The sequence below is a fragment of the Oscillospiraceae bacterium genome (assembly GCA_015068645.1).
Taxonomy (GTDB): domain Bacteria; phylum Bacillota; class Clostridia; order UMGS1840; family UMGS1840; genus SIG452.
In genome coordinates this window covers 86,093-104,280 of sequence record SVKD01000004.1, presented here as the reverse complement: position 1 = coordinate 104,280, position 18,188 = coordinate 86,093, and the positions used below count along the sequence as shown (strand labels likewise).

Below are 18,188 nucleotides of genomic sequence, written 5' to 3'. Positions count from 1 at the left end.
CTTATTTCGATTTCTTATCGGTTCTACCGAAGAACTATCGTGATATTATCTGATCCGCCATATTCATTTGCAAGCTTTACTAAAGCTTCCGTGGCCGCCTTGCGGGTATATCGGTTTACAAGGTTGAAAATTTCTTCATCCGATACGTGCGATGTAAGTCCATCGGTACACAAAAGAAGTTTGTCTGTTCTCTCTGTGTTTAAGAAGAAAATGTCGGGATACACTTCCGGTGCAATCCCAAGTGCCTTTAAAATTTCATTTCTACGAGGATGAGTTTTTGCTTCCTCGGGAGAAATCACTCCATTTTTCACCAGTTCATACACATAAGAATGATCCTTGGTGATTTGCGTTATTTTTTCTTTGGATATCAGATAAGCCCTGGAATCTCCCACATTGGCAACATACATTTTTTTGGAATTTCCAACAGCTACCACTATGGTTGCTCCCATTCCGCTTAATTCATTATTGCTGCAAGCTTCCTGATAAATTTGGGTATTTGCATACGAAATTGCATTTCTTAAAAAAACTTCAGGATCCGAAAAAGGATCGTTTACTTTAGCAAATTCTAAAATGGAACTCACCGCCATTGCACTTGCAATTTCACCTGCATTATGACCACCCATTCCATCGGAAACAATAATTAAAAATCCTTGTTTCTGATTTTCAAAATAAAAACTGTCCTCATTTAAAGAACGTTTTTTTCCGACGTCTGTGATACCGTGTATCATAGGGGCTCACCTTCCTTTCTATTGGATGCAGCTCGTCTCAACTGACCGCAAGCAGCGTTAATGTCTGTGCCAAGGGTCCGTCTAACCGTAGCGTTCAATCCGCCTGACATCAACATTTGCTGAAACTCTGCAATTCTTTTTTTCTCTGAGGGGGACATACTGCCCCGTGCCGGATTTACCGGAATTAAATTAACATGACAAAGCATTCCTTTTAAATGCCCGATCAGCTCTTTTGCATGTTCGGGTCTGTCATTCACGTCTTTGATCAAAGTATATTCAAAGGAAACGCGTCTTCCTGTTTTTTTCACATATTGTTTCACAGCTTTGAGTAATGTTTCATACGGGTACTTTCTGGAAACAGGCATTGTTTTATTTCGAATCGTATCGTTGGGAGCATGAAGAGAAACCGATAAGGTTAACGGAATATTTTCCTCCGCCAATCGGTTAATACCATCAACCAAACCGCAAGTGGACAAAGAAATATGCCGATAACCAATATTGATACCGTGTTCATCATTTACATTTTTTAAAAAACGAAGCACATTCTCATAATTATCCAGAGGTTCGCCGATTCCCATCAACACAATGTTGGAAATCCGTTTCCCCTCACCTTTTGCGGTAAAAAGAACCTGGTCTAAAATTTCGCCTGCTTCCAAATCTCGCACTTTGCCGCCTACAGTGGATGCACAAAATGTGCATCCCATATTGCATCCCACCTGGGTGGAAATACAAATGCTGTAACCGTGTTTATAATCCATCAATACGCTTTCAATGGTATTGCCGTCTCCCAATTCATATAAAAATTTGACAGTACCGTCTCGGGAAACTTCTTTTTTCACAACCTTCAAATCAGAAATATAAAAATCCTCTGATAATTCTGCTGCCATTTTTTTGGAAATATCTGTCATTTCTTCAAAGGAAGTAACCCCCAGAGAAAGCCATTTAAAAATTTGTTTGGCTCGAAACTTCTGGCGGTATTTTTGCAAAAAATATTCTTCTAATTCAGAGAAAAGTAAATTTTTAATATTCTGTTTCATAGAAGAACGCACAATTCCTTCCTTCGTTTTTATAAAGTAACTTTTTTAATAATCTTCTTAGGACATTTTTCCATACAAATACCGCACCCCACACATTTTTCGGGGTCAATGGTTGCCAGATAATGATCCACCTTTACAGCCTCATTGGGGCAATTTCTTTGGCAAAGAGAACAACCGATACAACCAGCCTGACATTCCTGCTTTACCAGGGCACCTTTATCGGTATTCCGACATTTTACCACATATTTGTCTTTTTCAGAAATAATGGTGATGAGCTGTTTGGGACAAGCTTTCACGCACTGTCCGCAGGCAGTACATTTATGAAAATCCACCACTGCAATCCCGTTTTTAATGCTGATAGCACCAAAATCACATACCTGCACACAAGAACCATACCCCAAACAACCGTTGCTGCAAGCCTTATAACCGCCACCAATCATACGGGCAGCAGAAACACAGTCTAAGATACCATCATACTGAAATTTAATTTCTGCAACATCGGTGCAACCTTCACAACGCACAAATGCAGCTTTCTTTTCAAAAACTTCCGCTTCCACTCCCAAAATTTTGGAAATAGTTGCCGCAGTTTCTTTTCCACCCACAGGACACACATTGGCCTTTGCTTCTCCTGAAAGAATTGCTGCAGCACACTGTGAACATCCTGCGTAGCCACATCCACCACAGTTTGCGCCGGGCAAAGCTTCGGTAATCAGTGGTAATTTTTCATCCTGCTTTACATAAAAAATCTTTGCAGCAAGACCGAGGAGCGCACCGAACACAAGACCCATAGCCGAAATTGCAATCGTTGCACTTAAAATATTTGTCATAATCTATTTCCTTTCGTCTACAGTTTCATACCGGCAAATCCTAAAAACGCCATCGCAATCAATCCCGCAGATACCAAAGCAATTGGCATTCCCTTCATAAAAGAAGGAATCTTAGAATTTTCCAAACGTTCTCTTACACCCGCAAACAACCAGATTGCCAAAGTAAAGCTCAAAGCTGCGGCAATCCCGGATACCAGACTTTCTAAAAATCCGTAATCTTTTTGCACATTTAAAATAGCAACGCCAAGCACAGCACAGTTGGTGGTAATTAAGGGCAAATAAATTCCCAAAGACGCATACAACGGCGGGCTTAACTTCATAATCGCCATTTCAACAATCTGAACCAATGCCGCAATTACCAAAATAAATGCAATTGTCTGCAAATATTCCAACTGAAACGGAACTAAAACGAAATGATTCACGAGCCACGTCATAGCACTGGCAAGCGCCATAACAAAAGTAACCGCCATTCCCATAGCTAGAGCGGTACTTGTTTTTTTGGATACCCCAAGGAACGGGCAACATCCTAAAAATTTAACTAAAACAAAGTTCTCCACCAAAATGGTGGTAATTAAAATGGAAAATAATTTGCCAACATCAACCATTTTTGGTGCCTCCCTTCGTTCTCATTGCATTGATCACGCCCAACACAATCCCCAAAACGATAAATCCGCCCGGAGGAAGAATCATCATAATAGCTTTGGGATAATTGGGACCGAACACAGAAATTCCTGCTAAGCTTCCGTTTCCAAGCAATTCACGGATGGAAGATAAAATTACCAGCGCAACCGTGAAACCAAGTCCCATGCAAAGACCGTCAACCGCAGATTTTCCGGGAGTATTTTTGGATGCAAAGCTTTCTGCTCTAGCCAAGATAATGCAGTTTACCACAATTAACGGAATAAATACCCCCAAAGATGCAGAAATGTCTGGAAGATATGCTTTTAAAGCCATTTCCACTGCGGTTACAAATCCTGCAATAATTACAATGTAAGAAGCAATTCTGATTTTATCGGGAATAAATTTTCTTAAAATAGAAATAAAGAAATTAGAGCAGATTAGAACCAAAGTAGCGGATAAGCCCATTCCCAAACCATTGATAATGGAGGTGGAGGTTCCTAATGTGGGACACATCCCAAGGAGTAGCACAAATACAGGATTTTCCTGAAACATTTTTTTAAAAAACGCTTTCATTATTTAGCACCCTCCTTTGTCTCTTTCGCCTCTTTTGCCTCTTTTGCCATATCAGATGCCTGATTGATGGCACCATTTACGGCTTTCGAGGTGACAGTAGCACCTGTCATCGCCTGAATTTCGGAAAAATCCTGAGCCGGCTTTCCGTTAAACTGGGATGCAAAAGGCTCTTCTTTCGCACGGGAACCAAGACCAGGAGTTTCAGACATTGAAATATATTCCACGCCGGTTACATTAAAATCGGCATCGAAACCGACAATCAGCTCAATATCGCCACCGTAGCCTTCCGGAGTTACAACATTTACTGCATACCCTTTTATTTCGCCATTCTCAATTCCGACATAAACTGCATCACTGAATTTTTCCAACTCACAATCAGATAAAACAGATTGCATTGCTTCTGCTTTTTTGGATTCAGTCAATTCATCAATAATCGGTTTCGTCACATAATTTAAAGCGGATAAGCCCAGTGCAACTACCAAACATATTACAAACAGTTTGATTGCTAAAACGAAAATGTTATCATTTTTTTTCATCTGCAACATGTCTCCTTTGTGCACCGTATTTTTTAGGAAGAACTAATTTGTCAATTTGAGGTGCTAAAATATTTACCAATAAAATGGAATAACAAACACCTTCCGGATAACCGCCCTTCACTCGAATAAAAATGGTTAAAGCACCTGCTAAAATACCGGCAATGATATTGCCCTTTCCTGTGGTGGGAGAGGTAGTGTAATCCGTTAACATAAAAATTCCACCCAGTAATACGCCGCCGGTTAACACAGAAGCAATGGGATCACCACTCATCAATCCCTGATAACCAAAGAACCAACCTAACAGGGCAACCGTTACTACATAGGAGAAGGTTGCATGAGGTTGAATAATTTTCCGTGCCCACAAATAAATAAATCCCAAAATTAAAGCAACGGCACAAACTTCACCCATAGCACCGCCCATATTTCCAAAAAGCATATCCATGTAACTGAGGTTTACCTGCTCTCCTGCTTTCAAAAGTTTTAAAGGAGTAGCATAAGAAACTGCATCCACAGAGGAAGCCTGATAAGAAAAAGGAGCAGTCCAAGTAGTCATCGGAAGTGAGTAAGATGCCAACAAAAAGGCACGACCTGCCAAAGCGGGATTAATAAAGTTATTTCCTAATCCGCCAAACAGACATTTTGCAACAATAATTGCAAAAAAGGAGCCAACCACAGGAATATACCAAGCTACACCGACGGGCAAGGTCAATGCAAGCAATACGCCGGTGATTGCAGCACTACCGTCAAAAATGGTAGTTGGCTTTTTAAAAAGTGTACACCACAAATGTTCAAACAACATTGCTGAGGTCACAGAAACAATGATTAAAATCAATGCACGAATCCCAAAAATCCAAGTTGCAGCCCCAATTGCAGGAATCAATGCAATCAAAACATTACTCATAATTTTTCCGATTCCAAAATTGGTTTGAATATGAGGCGAAGTAGATACAATCAATTTTTCATTCATAACAGTCACCAAATGCCAAAAGGCACCTTGCTAATAATCCTTTCTATACAATAATTCCGATGAAGAAATCTATTGTTTTTTCGGAAGACTTGCTTTAGCAATTTTAATGGTTTGCACTAAGTGTCTTCTTGAGGGACAGATATAACTGCAAGTTCCGCATTCCATACAATCCTTAAGTCCGTAACGAACAGCCTGATCGTAATTATGCAGTTCTGCATGTGCCATAATCATAAGCGGCATCAATCTCATCGGGCAGTGCTTTACGCATCTTCCGCATTTTAAGCAATCTTTCGGTTCATAATGACGATATTCCTTATCAGTAAAGAATAAAAGTCCTGAAGTTCCTTTCATCACAGGTGCCTCTAAAGTGTACTGCGCGGTTCCCATCATCGGACCACCTGCCAATACTTTTTTTATTCCGTCGGTAAGGCCCACATGTTCTGCCAGACAAGATAAAGGAGTACCGATTCTAACTAACAAATTTTCAGGATTTTTTGCACCGCTACCTGAAACGGTAACGACTCTCTTGATAAGAGGCATCCCGGTTCTGATTGCCGTGGAAATTTCAGCTGCAGATGCTACATTTTGCACCACAACACCCGCATCAATGGGTAATTGACCGGATTTCACCTCACGTTTCAAAACAGAATCAATCAGCTGTTTTTCACTACCCTGGGGATATTTTGTTTTTACGAGAATTACCTCGATATCAAATTCTTCTTTACACTTTTCACTCAATAAGCGGAAGGCATCTTGTTTATTATCTTCAATAGCGATATAACCTCGATGCACATTTAAGATTTTCATCATAATTTTTAACCCGTCGATAATATCATCGGGATGTTCCAACATCATACGATGATCGGCAGTTAAAAAAGGTTCACATTCTGCACCGTTTAAAATTACACAATCAGCTTTTTTGCCTTCGGGAGGAGATAATTTGATAAAGGTTGGAAAAGTAGCTCCACCCATTCCCACAATACCGGCTTCTTTGATGGCTTCAACCAATTCCTGGGCAGACATTTTACCGGGATTTTTGGGAATCACTGTTTCACAAACGGTGTTTAGTCCATCATTCTCAATCACCACAGCCAAGCATTTTCCAAGTCCTGTGTGCGGACGTTCTTCTATTGCTATTACCTTACCGGAAACAGAGGAATGCACAGGAACCGAAACAAAGCCGGACGGTTCACCAATTTTCTGCCCCATTTTTACCTCATCACCAACTTTTACCAAGGGTTTACAAGGTGCCCCGATATGTTGTGACATGGGAATCATAATGGTATTCGGAGTTGCTAAAGCAACGATTTTTTTTGCTGCAGTAATATCTTTACGTTCCGGAGGATGAAATCCTCCTCGAAATGTACGTGCCATATTGCAAAATCCTCCTCATGATTTAACAATTTTTATTCTACTTCTGCCGCTACGGGTGCTTCTGCTAAAGGAGGGATAGAAGATTCTGCACTCGGAGCAGCTTCTGTGTTCTGTGAAGATACAGAAGGCTGGGATGTTTGTGTAGACTGAGTAGATTCTTGAGAAACGGATGACGAAGTATCCGCAGAATCTCCACCGGTAGTAGTTTCAGGTGATTGGGAAGTTTGCTGAGTAGATTCTCCTACAGGAATCTGTTCGGTTGCAGCAGTATTTTCCGATTCAATAGTTGTTTGAGATTCCCCGGCGGTGCTATTTGCTTCACTTTCAGCTTCATTTGTTTGAGGAACTGAGGGAGCCGTGCTGGCAACAGTTCCTGCTAAGCCTGCATTGGAGGTCTGAATAATTTTTGTTAAGGGAATGTAATTGGAAACACCTAAATCATCGGTACGAATTACATTACCGCTTTCATCTTTTACAATACGGTATGTACGCACATCCTGACCATCGTAACCATATTGCGTTACAATACTTTTTCCGGCTGCCAAAGAGGGATTATACACGTATTTCACCCCACGGCCGTAATACCCTAAATTTTCAGTAGTGATTTCAACAGTATTGTTGTTTTCTTTGGTTCCCCAAATTTCAACAGTCATTACCCCATTTTCAGCATATGCTTTAATTTTGATGGGATTCTGCATTGAATTTTCAAATTTAAAATCAATAGAGCCGTATACTACGGTAGCATCAACACCGGGCTCCGCATAAGCCACCACAAAATTATGATTTTTACGTTCAACAATCTTTAAATCGCTATACAATGCAGCAGGATAGATGGTGGAGGAAACCTGGCAAATACCGCCACCGGTACCGTCAACCACGCTGTCTGCCAGGAAAATTTTCGCATCCTTAAAACCGTTTTCGTAGGAACGCTTTCCAACAACTTCATTAAAGGAGAATACATCTCCACTGTTTAACACTGTTCCGTTTACTTTTTCTGCTGCTAATTTTACATTAGAACTACGGGAAACTTCGTCTTCATTATATTCAGTAGAAAAAATAGACAAACGATTGGGGAAAGCATCTGTAGAAAGTTCATCGGTACGTACGTTAGGTTCTAATACGGTTACGGGAACACTGAACTCTCTTTCTCCGCTGGCCAACATTTGTGCTAACACAGCTTCATCAATCTGAAGTCCTGTCTGATGAGGCAACACAACTTTTTTCCCATCTTGCACCTCGATTCTGGCATCAACCACAGGAAGATTGATGTCCTTTGCCATTTCCGCTGCGGTCAAAGGTCCGGCAACACGTTTGGTCAGTTGATATGCGTCCTGAATATCGGGATACTGCTCTGTAATTTCAGAGAATAACAGCTCAAAATCAAATACATGAGTTTCATCAGATAACACAATGTCAGCAACGTTTTCGTTAATCGTAAATTCAAAGCGCTGTACTTGAAATCCTTCCTGAGTCAGAAGAGTCTTTAAAACTGTAGTAAACATTTCTTCATCCATAACTACACTGGGAGCAATATCTCTGTTGCTCCAACGAATGACAAAATTATCAAAGAAATTATTTTTCCCCGCAGACATAATATCTGCCAAAGTTTTTTCCTTGTCAATAGAGAAGCCTGCAGAATTCAAATCCAAAGCAACCGTTTTGTCTTCCACAGTAACACTAATCCCCTTGGTCTTCTGAATTTCTGCATCAATCAAAGCAGAAATTTCTTCTTCGGTTTTTCCGCCAACAGAGGTACCGCAAAAAGAAACCCCTTTGGAAGCGGCTGCCGCATTATAGGTATCGCAAATGGGGGGAATCATAAAGCAAAGCAATACAATTACCAAAAGAGAAATCCCCATAATCCATAAATTTGTTTTCGTAAAAATCTTCTTCATAACTCAATTCCTCAAAATCCGTTCAATTATTATTATTCACAGAAATAATAACTTTTCTGTTCAGCAGTAAGTGCGTCCAAACCCGCTCCCAAAGATTCCAACTTAATTTTTGCTATCTTTCGGTTAATTTCTTCGGGCAGATAGTGCATACCGGGCAGTAATTCATCTTTATGCGCTTTTAAATAATGTAATGCCAATGCCTGCACGGAAAAACTCATATCCATAATTTCGGCAGGATGTCCATCCCCTGCTGCTAAGTTTACCAATCTGCCTTCAGCCAGCAGATGAATTTCGTTGCCGTTAGTTAAAGTGTAGGTTTCAATATTCTGACGGGTTTCTTCGTGAGAAACACTTAAGGACAATAAATCATTTTTATTGATTTCTACATCAAAATGACCTGCATTTGCTAACACCGCACCATTTTTCATCACGTTAAAATGTTCTTTGGTGATAACATCTTTGCATCCTGTTAAGGTTACAAAAATATCACCTAATTTTGCAGCGTCATCCATTTTCATCACGGTGTGGCCATCCATCACCGCTTCGATGGCTTTGATTTCATCAATTTCGGTGATAATAACCTTGGCACCCAACCCTTTTGCACGAAGGGCTGCGCCACGTCCGCACCAACCGTAACCTGCAATCACAACGGTTTTTCCTGCAACCACTAAGTTGGTGGTACGGTTGATACCATCCCAGACAGACTGCCCTGTTCCGTAACGGTTATCGAATAAAAATTTCATCATCGCATCGTTTGCAGCGATAATGGGATATTTAATTTCGCCTTTTTGTGCTAAATTTTTTAAGCGGTTTACCCCTGTGGTGGTTTCTTCGGTGCCACCAATCAGGTTGTCTGCAAGATGAGGCATTTTATGGTGGATAATATCGGTTAAATCACCGCCGTCATCCAAAATCAAATCGGGACCGTCGGATAAAGACTCTTCCAGATGACGTTCGTACTCTTCCATAGAGACGCCGTGTTTTGCACACACACGGATTCCGTCTGCCCGTAATGCTTCACACACATCATCCTGAGTGGATAAGGGATTGCATCCGGTTGCGGTTACAATGGCACCTGCGTTTTTGAGCATCTTTACAAAGCAGGCTGTTTTTGCTTCTAAATGAATACAAACAGTGATTTTTAATCCTGAAAACACCTGTTTTTCCACAAAGTCTTTTTCAATTTCGGTTAACACGGGCATAAAACGTTTTGCCCAGGCGATTTTCTTCTGACCGCTTAAAACTAAATCATTCATAATTTTTTCCTTTATATTATCATTGTTAGATCAGGTACATCAGTTCAGATAATACCTTCCAAAATGTTTCAGTAGCTTTTCTTCCTTCCTCCACCACTTCTTCGTGAGAAAGGGGCGCTTTGGAAATTCCTGCAGCTAAATTGGTAATTAAGGAAATGCCAAGTACATTCATCCCACAGTGATTTGCCACAATGACTTCCGGCACGGTGGACATTCCTACCATATCAGCACCTAAAATGCCAAAGGCACGAATTTCCGCAGGTGTTTCAAACTGAGGTCCGCCCGTCATCACATACACACCGGTTTTATAGGGAACCCCAACTTTTTGGAAGGCAGTTTTGCAATGTTCTCTCAACTCCATAGAATATGCGCAGGACATATCGTGAAAACGAGGACCAAAGGTTTCATCATTTGGGCCAAGCAAAGGACTTTGTAACCCTAATTTGATATGATCGGAAATCACAACCAAATCCCCTGCACGAAAATCGGGATTGATGCCTCCGGTTGCATTGGTGAGAATCAAATTGGAAACACCGAGAAGCTTTAATACTCTCACATAGAAGGTGACTTCGCCCATGGAATAGCCTTCATAAAAATGAAAACGACCTGACATAAAAATCACGTTTTTTCCGTTCATTTCGGCAAAAACCATTTCTCCCCGATGCCCCGGTACCGTAGAAACAGGAAAACCGGGGATTTCACTGTATGATATTGTCAATTTATTAGGCAATTTGTCGATTAAATTGCCGTAGCCGGAGCCTAATACCACGCAGGTATCGTAGGCTCCGTCAATTTTTTCCTGTAAGAAAGCTGCTGCTTTCTGATAATTAGACATTTATAATACCTCTTTTATTTGAAGTATGCTACGCCGGATTCAAAGAGTTTCATATCAAAAGAACCGTCGATATTTTTATACAAGCTATCTGCAATACGTTCAGAGTGACCCATTTTACCAAAGATTCTGCCGTCTTTGGAGGTGATACCTTCAATGGAGCATAAAGAACCATTGGGATTATATCTGGGATCATAGGTGGGATTGCCGTTGGGATCAACGTACTGAGTAGCCACCTGACCATTTTTAATCAGTTCATCCAACACTGCTTTGGGTGCAGTGAATCTGCCTTCCCCGTGAGAAATTGCAGTTTTATACACATCGCCAACCTTGGTATTTGCTAACCAGGGAGACAGATTGGATGCTACTTTTACGTCTACCATTGTCGAAATATGACGAGGAATGGTGTTAAAGGTTAAGGTAGGCCAGTTTTCGTTGGGTTCTAAAATGTCGCCGTAAGGAACCAGACCTAATTTAATTAACGCCTGGAAACCGTTACAGATACCTAACATCAGACCATCTCTCTGATACAGCAGTCTGTTGATTGCATCTTTGATTTTTGGGTTTCTTAACACTGCGGAAATGAATTTACCGCTGCCGTCGGGCTCGTCACCACCGGAGAAACCGCCGGGAATCATCATAATCTGAGATTTTTCGATAGCATTCGCCATTGCTTCCACGGATTCTTCCAACATAGAAACAGTCAAGTTTTTAAATACCATAATTTCGGGTTCTGCACCTGCTTTTTCAAAGCGTCTTGCAGAGTCGTATTCACAGTTGGAACCGGGGAATACGGGAATTAACACCTTGGGTTTTGCCACCTTGATGGAAGAAGTCACAATGTTTGCAGCTTTGTATTCACAATCTGCCATTTCACCGCTGATTTCATCTGCATAAGGGGGATATACTTTTGCTAAGGGTTTTTCAAATGTGTCAGACAGCTGAGCTAAGTCATATTCTTTGCCGCCCATCACGATGGCTTCAGATTCATTGGTAGTACCGATTAAGGTAAGGTCTAAATCTTTTTCGGTTTCTACCACGAAAGAACCGTATTTTTTATCAAATAAACCGTCTTCTTTTGCAAAAGTGAAACCAATGCGGTTACCCAGCACCATTTTGGTGACTGCTTCTGCAATACCGCCGTAAGAAACAGCAGAAGCAGAAATCACAGTACCGTTTGCTAAGTTTTCTTCTAACCAATGGATATTTTCCAAGAATTTATCCATGTCAAGGAGTCCGTTTTCTAAAACAGGAGTTTCCAACAGATATACTTTGGAATTTTTCTGTTTCATTTCCCGGGAAATAACATTTTTGGTAGACACAGGTGCAATCGCAAAGGATACCAATGTGGGAGGCACGTCCATATCGTTAAAGGAACCGGACATAGAGTCTTTACCGCCGATTGCTGCAATTTTAAGCAGTTTCTGAGCGTGGTATGCACCCAGCAACGCTGCAAAGGGTTTTCCCCAACGGGTTGATTCATCACGCAGACGTTCAAAATATTCCTGGAAGGTTAAATAAGTGTCGGACAGTTTGGCACCTGCCGCAATAATTCTTGCAACAGATTCAATTACCGCGTAGTATGCACCGTGGAAGGTGGATACAGAAGACAGTTTGGAATTATAACCGTAGCTCATTACGGTAGCGGTAGTGGTATCACCGTATTCAACGGGGATTTTTGCCGCCATAACGTCTTCGGGGGTCAGTTCATATTTTCCTCCGAAAGGCATTAAAACAGTTGCCGCACCGATGGTGGAGTCAAAGTTTTCAATCAAGCCCTTCTGAGAGCAGATATTCAAGTCGGAGAGCATTTCGTCTAAATCAGAGAATTCTCCGCATAATGCGTTTTTCAGTTCAATTTTGGGAACGGTTACTTTTGCCTGTTTGGAAGCACCGTTGGAATTTAAGAAGGTTCTGGACAGATTTACAATCTTATTGCCTCTCCAGTACATTTCCAGTCGATTGGTGTCGGTAACATCGGCAACTAAAGTTGCTTCTAAGTTTTCTTCATTAGCATAAGCAATGAATTTGTCTGCATCACTTGCTGCAACCACAACTGCCATACGTTCCTGAGACTCGGAAATTGCCAGTTCGGTTCCATCTAAACCTTCGTATTTTTTCGGAACTTTGTCCAGCTGAATTACCAGACCGTCACACAGTTCACCGATGGCAACAGACACACCGCCTGCACCAAAGTCATTACAACGTTTGATTAAGGTGGTAACTTCTTTCTTTCTCATCAGACGCTGGATTTTACGTTCTTCAGGAGGATTACCCTTCTGCACTTCTGCACCGCAGGATTCTAAAGATTCCATCGTGTGTGCTTTGGATGAACCGGTTGCACCGCCGCAACCGTCACGTCCGGTTCTGCCACCCAGCAGAATAATTTTATCGCCGGGCTGAGGACGTTCTCTAACTACGCTTGCTTTCGGAACAGCACCCACAACGGCACCGATTTCCAAACGTTTTGCAACATAGCCTTCATCATATACTTCTCTTACCAAGCCGGTTGCCAGACCAATCTGATTACCGTAGGAGCTGTAACCTTTCGCTGCAACTTTGGAAATTTTTCTCTGAGGCAGTTTACCGGGTAAGGTATCTTTTAAGGATTTTCTCGGGTCACCGCTACCGGTAATACGCATTGCCTGATACACATAGGAACGGCCGGATAACGGGTCACGGATTGCGCCACCCAGACAGGTTGCTGCACCACCAAAAGGTTCAATTTCGGTGGGATGGTTATGGGTTTCGTTTTTAAACATAATGAGGTAAGCTTCTTTTTTGCCGTTTACTTCTGCTTCTACCTCAATGGAACATGCATTGATTTCTTCAGATTCGTCTAAGTTCTTTAAGTAACCCATTTTCTTCAGTTCTTTTGCAGCAATGGTGGCAATATCCATTAAGCAAATGGGTTTCTCGCTTCTGCCGAGAGTTATTCTTGCATTGCAATAATCATTGTAAACTTCATTTACCAATTCGTCTTCCACTTTGATGTCGGTTAAGTGAGTTGCAAAAGTGGTATGACGGCAATGGTCAGACCAGTAGGTGTCAATCATACGAAGCTCGGTTAAAGTGGGGTCTCTTCCCTCTTCGTCTTTAAAATATTTCTGACAGAAGGAAATATCATCAAAGTCCATAGCGAAGCCATAGTCAGAAAGCATCTTTTTCAATGCAATTTCATCTGCAGTGATGAAGCCATCGATCACAGCAACATCTGCAGGTTCGGTAACCACATCAATTAATGTGGTGGGTTTTTCAGCTTTAGCTTCTCTTGCTTCTACAGGGTTAATCAGATATTTTTTGATTTCTTCTAATTTTTCATCGGAAACATTCCCTAAGAAAGCATATACAGTAGCCGTTTTTACGATGGGACGTTCTTTCCCGGTAATAACCTGCACACACTGTGCCGCTGAGTCTGCTCTTTGGTCATACTGACCGGGCAGATATTCCATCACGAAAGTTTTGGCATCTGCTAAATCCACGGTTTCGTCATAAACGAAATCCTGCATCGGCTCCGAGAAGATAACATATTTTGCTTTTTCGTATTCTTCTTTGGTGATGCCGTAAATATCGTAACGCACCAGAACACGAACTTTTTCCAGTTCCTTGGTATTTAAGTTGTCTCTTAAGTCTTTGCAAACGGATTTTGCTGCAATGTCAAAGCCGTCTTTTTTTTCTGCGTAAATTCTAAAAATTTCCATAACCTGACTCCTACTGTATCCTTTCATTTATTCTTTTCCTACTTGATTTTTTAGACTTTGAAGATAAGCTTCCACAGCACCTCTTCGAATCGTGGTAACACCGGAAAACTCCTGATTTAAAGATTCTTCCATCATTTGGATTGCCAGCTCGGCTTCTCCCAATCTATCCAACACACAACCGTAATTGTAATACGCTTCGGGGAAATTTGGATTTTTATCCATTAAGGCTGCATAAATCTCTTTTGCTTTTTCGTATTCACCTTTTTTATAAAGGCACAATCCGTAATTATCGCAAATGACCATATTATCGGAATTATACCGATAAGCTTCTTCGTTTACATCTGTGTAATATTGTTCATCTTCAGTCAGAATTGCCATATAACCATAAGTGGCATAAAAATTACTGTTCACAAATCCGCTTTCTTTAATGGCTTCCAAAATTTCTTTGGCTTCCAAAATTTCTTTATTCTGCAAAGCGATAATCGCCATCATGCATCTTGCCTGACTTTTTACTGCGGGTTTTATTTTAGCATCCATCAACAAAAGATTCAGTATTTTTTTTGCTTCTCGTTCCTCTCCAAATTTCAGTTCAGCATATGCTACCTGAATTTGCTTTGCCGGCGCAAGACCTTGTTTATATGCCTTTCGAAGCTGCTCCATACCTACCGAAGAATCTCCGGAAAGCACCTCCTTCACGCCCTTATGATATGCGATAGATGCGCGCTTTTTAAATACATAAAAAACCGCAAAGGCAAACAATATAAATCCGATAAATTCGAATAATCCCATTTTTTCAATCCTTCCTTGCGAGATATGATGATGCTTAAAACTCAGCTGTGCCCACTGTTCTGGGGAACGGAATTACATCACGGATGTTTGACATACCGGTTATATACATAATTGCACGTTCAAATCCAAGACCGTAACCTGCGTGTTTGTTGGAACCATATTTTCTTAAGTCCAGATAGAATCCGTAATCTTCTTCATTTAAGCCCATTTCTTTCATACGTTCCAAGAGAACGTCCATTCTTTCTTCTCTCTGGCTACCACCGATGATTTCGCCAACACCGGGAACTAAGCAGTCCATCGCTGCAACGGTTTTACCGTCATCATTTAAGCGCATATAGAAAGCTTTAATATCTTTGGGATAATCGGTAACAAAAATGGGTTTTTTGAACACGGTTTCGGTTAAGTAACGTTCGTGTTCGGTCTGCAGGTCAATACCCCATTTTACGGGATACTCAAATTTTTCACCGCAATTTTCTAAAATTTCAACTGCTTCGGTATAAGTTACTCTGCCAAAATCGGAATTTGCAACAAAGTTCAATCTTTCCAACAGTGTTTTATCTACAAAGTTGTTGAAGAATTCCATTTCTTCGGGAGCGTGTTCCAAAACATAGCGAATAATGTATTTCAGCATTGCTTCTGCCAGTTCCATATCATCATTCAAATCAGCAAATGCAATTTCAGGCTCAATCATCCAGAATTCTGCAGCATGACGGCTGGTGTTGGAATTTTCTGCACGGAAAGTGGGGCCAAAGGTATACACTTTCTTGAATGCCATTGCATAAGTTTCCACATTCAGCTGACCGGAAACGGTTAGGTTGGTGGATTTCCCGAAAAAGTCTTCGGAAAAATCAACTTTGCCATCTTCCATCGGTAGTTCGTTTAAGTCTAAAGTAGTTACTCTAAACATTTCACCTGCACCTTCACAGTCACTACCGGTGATAATGGGAGTGTGCACATACACAAATCCGCGTTCGTTGAAGAACTGATGAATCGCAAAGGCAACCAGCGAACGGATGCGGAACACTGCAGAGAACAGGTTAGAACGGGGACGCAAGTGCGCAATCTGACGGAGATATTCCACACTGTGACGTTTTTTCTGCAGAGGATAGTCAGGAGAAGAAACGCCTTCAATAATAATTTCTTCTGCCTGAATTTCAAACGGCTGTTTGGATTCGGGAGTTTCTAACAGAATTCCTCTTACTCTCAAAGCAGCACCCACATTTAAGGCAGCAATTTCTGCATAATTATCTAATTTATCCTGACTGAAAACAATCTGAATATTTTTGAAAAATGTTCCGTCATTCAATTCGATAAAACCGAATGCTTTGGAATCACGGATGGTTCTTACCCAACCGGTTACGAATACTTCCTGCTGATCTAAGGAAGCGTGAGTTTTGTAAAGTTCTTTGATTTCTGTGGTGCGCATGAGTTATCCTCCATATCTATTCTTTTTCATTACGAATTTGGTTTGGATTGGTATATAATTATATCTAATCCATAATTTGATATTTTATTATAACATAATAAAATCATAAAAGGAAGACTTTTTTGCAATTTTTTTTAAATTTTTGCATATTTTTTTTGATTTTTTCTAAAATAAACAAAAAAGGGGGTATTTTTTATGAATTTCAGTATCAATTTGGACGAAAATATCACCCGTTTACGAAAACAATTTCAAGGAAATTGTATGATTGTTTTCCGACATCTGGAGAACGCTGTTTCCCCACAAATCAAAGGAACCGCGATTTTCTCTGACGGATTAGTGGGAGCAAGTTTGGTAAACGACTATGTGGTAAAACCGTTTGTGGGAAATACACTCCTGAAAGAACAGGAAAACAAGCTGCATTTTTTACAAAATAGCGTATTTCAATCGAATGACGTGGTAATTATCCAAAATAACCAGGAATTGGTTCAGCGTTTGTTCTCGGGGGACGTCATTTTTTTCCTGAATGGCTATCATACTCCGTTAGCGGTGAACGCCAGATTCCCTGCCACAAGAACTGTCTCGGAGCCGGAAAATGAAAAAACGCTGAAAGGCCCACGAGAAGGGTTCTGCGAATTGATTTTGTTCAACACCGCTCTTATTATGAGAAGACTGAAAAACGAGCACCTAAAACTGGAAAATTTCACGTTGGGAACACAAACTAAAACTACGGTAATTATGGCATATATTGAGGGACTCTGTCATCCCGAGCTGATTGAACAAATCCGATGTCGACTGAATGCAATCAAAACCGACGGACTAACCGACACCAATCAACTGGCGGAGCTCCTAAAAGACAAGCCTCTCTCTCCGTTTAAAACTACCGGTTCTACCGAACGTCCTGATGTGGTTTGTCATAAACTGATGGAAGGCAGAATCGCGATTTTAGCAGATGGCACGCCTCAGGTAATTACTCTTCCGTTTCTATTCCACGAATACTTTTCTTCCACAGATGATTACAGTGTAAATTTTTATTACGGATCCATCTCAAGACTGCTTCGTTACATTTCCTTTTTAATTGCCGTTTTTTTGCCGGCTATTTATCTTGCAGCCGTAAAATTCCAACTGGAAATCCTGCCGGAAAAACTGCTTTACAGCATCAGCTCAAGCAGAATGAACGTTCCTTTTTCCGCCACGGTGGAATTACTGATATTTTTTCTGTTTTTTGAAATTTTAAGAGAAGCCTCAACCCGCACTCCGTCAGCAATTGGACAAACATTAAGTATTGCAGGCGCACTCATTTTGGGTCAGACTGCCGTGGAAGCCAATTTTATTTCCGTTCCTGCCATTATTATCGTGGCAATCAGCGGACTTTGCACCAATGTGTTACCGCAAATGAGAGGTCCACTCATTTTACTTCGTTTGATGATTCTGATCGGAGCCGCTTTTTTGGGAATTTACGGAGTTGTTTTAGGGGCAATTGCACTCATTGTTCATCTTTCTGATATTACTGTTTCAGGCGAAAATTACTTGTCGGAAATGATTCCGCAAAAAAGGAATCTTTGGGATATTTATATCCGCGGTCCTTACCGCTTTCTAAAACGAAATAAAAAAGAAAAAGCAAGGTGA

15 protein-coding genes are annotated in these 18,188 nt (G+C 40.9%); 1 reads left to right on the top strand and 14 read right to left on the bottom strand.

Features of this window, described 5'->3' with window-relative positions:
• Window positions 1-23 precede the first annotated feature (23 nt).
• The 14 genes from E7413_02735 to asnS all read right to left on the bottom strand — a co-directional run bounded on the left by E7413_02735 (window position 24) and on the right by asnS (window position 16,562).
• Window positions 24-728, bottom strand: coding sequence for a Stp1/IreP family PP2C-type Ser/Thr phosphatase (locus tag E7413_02735; protein MBE7018778.1), 705 nt, complete (start codon window positions 726-728; stop codon window positions 24-26).
• Window positions 725-1,765, bottom strand: coding sequence for a 23S rRNA (adenine(2503)-C(2))-methyltransferase RlmN (gene rlmN / locus E7413_02730; GenBank protein MBE7018777.1), 1,041 nt, complete (start codon window positions 1,763-1,765; stop codon window positions 725-727). The genes E7413_02735 and rlmN overlap by 4 nt, the downstream gene beginning before the upstream one ends.
• A gap of 29 nt (window positions 1,766-1,794) precedes the next feature.
• Entirely contained in the window at window positions 1,795-2,592 is a 798-nt protein-coding gene (locus E7413_02725; GenBank protein MBE7018776.1) for an RnfABCDGE type electron transport complex subunit B, read from the bottom strand.
• Between the two features lie 17 nt (window positions 2,593-2,609).
• Window positions 2,610-3,197, bottom strand: a complete 588-nt coding sequence (rsxA, locus tag E7413_02720) for an electron transport complex subunit RsxA (GenBank protein ID MBE7018775.1) — start codon at window positions 3,195-3,197, stop codon at window positions 2,610-2,612.
• A complete protein-coding gene (locus E7413_02715; protein MBE7018774.1) occupies window positions 3,190-3,786 on the bottom strand; it encodes an electron transport complex subunit E in 597 nt (198 codons plus the stop codon). Before E7413_02715 ends, rsxA begins: the two co-directional genes overlap by 8 nt.
• Window positions 3,786-4,331, bottom strand: coding sequence for an FMN-binding protein (locus E7413_02710; GenBank protein ID MBE7018773.1), 546 nt, complete (start codon window positions 4,329-4,331; stop codon window positions 3,786-3,788). The genes E7413_02715 and E7413_02710 overlap by 1 nt, the downstream gene beginning before the upstream one ends.
• Window positions 4,309-5,289 carry an RnfABCDGE type electron transport complex subunit D gene (locus tag E7413_02705; GenBank protein ID MBE7018772.1) on the bottom strand — a complete coding sequence of 327 codons (981 nt, stop codon included), beginning with the start codon at window positions 5,287-5,289 and terminating at the stop codon, window positions 4,309-4,311. Before E7413_02705 ends, E7413_02710 begins: the two co-directional genes overlap by 23 nt.
• Before the next feature lie 69 nt (window positions 5,290-5,358).
• The gene (rsxC, locus tag E7413_02700; protein ID MBE7018771.1) at window positions 5,359-6,663 is read right to left on the bottom strand and encodes an electron transport complex subunit RsxC; all 1,305 of its coding nucleotides are present in this window, start codon (window positions 6,661-6,663) and stop codon (window positions 5,359-5,361) included.
• 32 nt (window positions 6,664-6,695) lie between these two features.
• Window positions 6,696-8,558, bottom strand: coding sequence for a hypothetical protein (locus tag E7413_02695; GenBank protein ID MBE7018770.1), 1,863 nt, complete (start codon window positions 8,556-8,558; stop codon window positions 6,696-6,698).
• A 32-nt stretch (window positions 8,559-8,590) separates the two neighbouring features.
• Window positions 8,591-9,814, bottom strand: coding sequence for an adenosylhomocysteinase (locus E7413_02690; GenBank protein MBE7018769.1), 1,224 nt, complete (start codon window positions 9,812-9,814; stop codon window positions 8,591-8,593).
• Between the two features lie 25 nt (window positions 9,815-9,839).
• On the bottom strand, window positions 9,840-10,649 hold the full coding sequence (locus E7413_02685; GenBank protein MBE7018768.1) for a purine-nucleoside phosphorylase: 810 nt from the start codon (window positions 10,647-10,649) through the stop codon (window positions 9,840-9,842).
• Between the two features lie 14 nt (window positions 10,650-10,663).
• The gene (locus tag E7413_02680; GenBank protein MBE7018767.1) at window positions 10,664-14,347 is read right to left on the bottom strand and encodes a phosphoribosylformylglycinamidine synthase; all 3,684 of its coding nucleotides are present in this window, start codon (window positions 14,345-14,347) and stop codon (window positions 10,664-10,666) included.
• A gap of 27 nt (window positions 14,348-14,374) precedes the next feature.
• A complete protein-coding gene (locus tag E7413_02675) occupies window positions 14,375-15,136 on the bottom strand; it encodes a hypothetical protein (GenBank protein MBE7018766.1) in 762 nt (253 codons plus the stop codon).
• A 34-nt stretch (window positions 15,137-15,170) separates the two neighbouring features.
• The gene (gene asnS, locus E7413_02670) at window positions 15,171-16,562 is read right to left on the bottom strand and encodes an asparagine--tRNA ligase (protein MBE7018765.1); all 1,392 of its coding nucleotides are present in this window, start codon (window positions 16,560-16,562) and stop codon (window positions 15,171-15,173) included.
• Window positions 16,563-16,757: 195 nt separating this feature from the next.
• Between asnS and E7413_02665 the strand changes: the two genes are divergently transcribed.
• Window positions 16,758-18,188 carry a spore germination protein gene (locus E7413_02665; GenBank protein ID MBE7018764.1) on the top strand — a complete coding sequence of 477 codons (1,431 nt, stop codon included), beginning with the start codon at window positions 16,758-16,760 and terminating at the stop codon, window positions 18,186-18,188.

Bases quoted from the DNA above. Each gene is read 5' to 3' on its own strand.
- E7413_02735 (MBE7018778.1), bottom strand. From the start codon at position 728: ATGATACACGGTATCACAGACGTCGGAAAAAAACGTTCTTTAAATGAG.
- rlmN (MBE7018777.1), bottom strand. From the start codon at position 1,765: ATGAAACAGAATATTAAAAATTTACTTTTCTCTGAATTAGAAGAATAT.
- E7413_02725 (MBE7018776.1), bottom strand. From the start codon at position 2,592: ATGACAAATATTTTAAGTGCAACGATTGCAATTTCGGCTATGGGTCTT.
- rsxA (MBE7018775.1), bottom strand. From the start codon at position 3,197: ATGGTTGATGTTGGCAAATTATTTTCCATTTTAATTACCACCATTTTG.
- E7413_02715 (MBE7018774.1), bottom strand. From the start codon at position 3,786: ATGAAAGCGTTTTTTAAAAAAATGTTTCAGGAAAATCCTGTATTTGTG.
- E7413_02710 (MBE7018773.1), bottom strand. From the start codon at position 4,331: ATGTTGCAGATGAAAAAAAATGATAACATTTTCGTTTTAGCAATCAAA.
- E7413_02705 (MBE7018772.1), bottom strand. From the start codon at position 5,289: ATGAATGAAAAATTGATTGTATCTACTTCGCCTCATATTCAAACCAAT.
- rsxC (MBE7018771.1), bottom strand. From the start codon at position 6,663: ATGGCACGTACATTTCGAGGAGGATTTCATCCTCCGGAACGTAAAGAT.
- E7413_02695 (MBE7018770.1), bottom strand. From the start codon at position 8,558: ATGAAGAAGATTTTTACGAAAACAAATTTATGGATTATGGGGATTTCT.
- E7413_02690 (MBE7018769.1), bottom strand. From the start codon at position 9,814: ATGAATGATTTAGTTTTAAGCGGTCAGAAGAAAATCGCCTGGGCAAAA.
- E7413_02685 (MBE7018768.1), bottom strand. From the start codon at position 10,649: ATGTCTAATTATCAGAAAGCAGCAGCTTTCTTACAGGAAAAAATTGAC.
- E7413_02680 (MBE7018767.1), bottom strand. From the start codon at position 14,347: ATGGAAATTTTTAGAATTTACGCAGAAAAAAAAGACGGCTTTGACATT.
- E7413_02675 (MBE7018766.1), bottom strand. From the start codon at position 15,136: ATGGGATTATTCGAATTTATCGGATTTATATTGTTTGCCTTTGCGGTT.
- asnS (MBE7018765.1), bottom strand. From the start codon at position 16,562: ATGCGCACCACAGAAATCAAAGAACTTTACAAAACTCACGCTTCCTTA.
- E7413_02665 (MBE7018764.1), top strand. From the start codon at position 16,758: ATGAATTTCAGTATCAATTTGGACGAAAATATCACCCGTTTACGAAAA.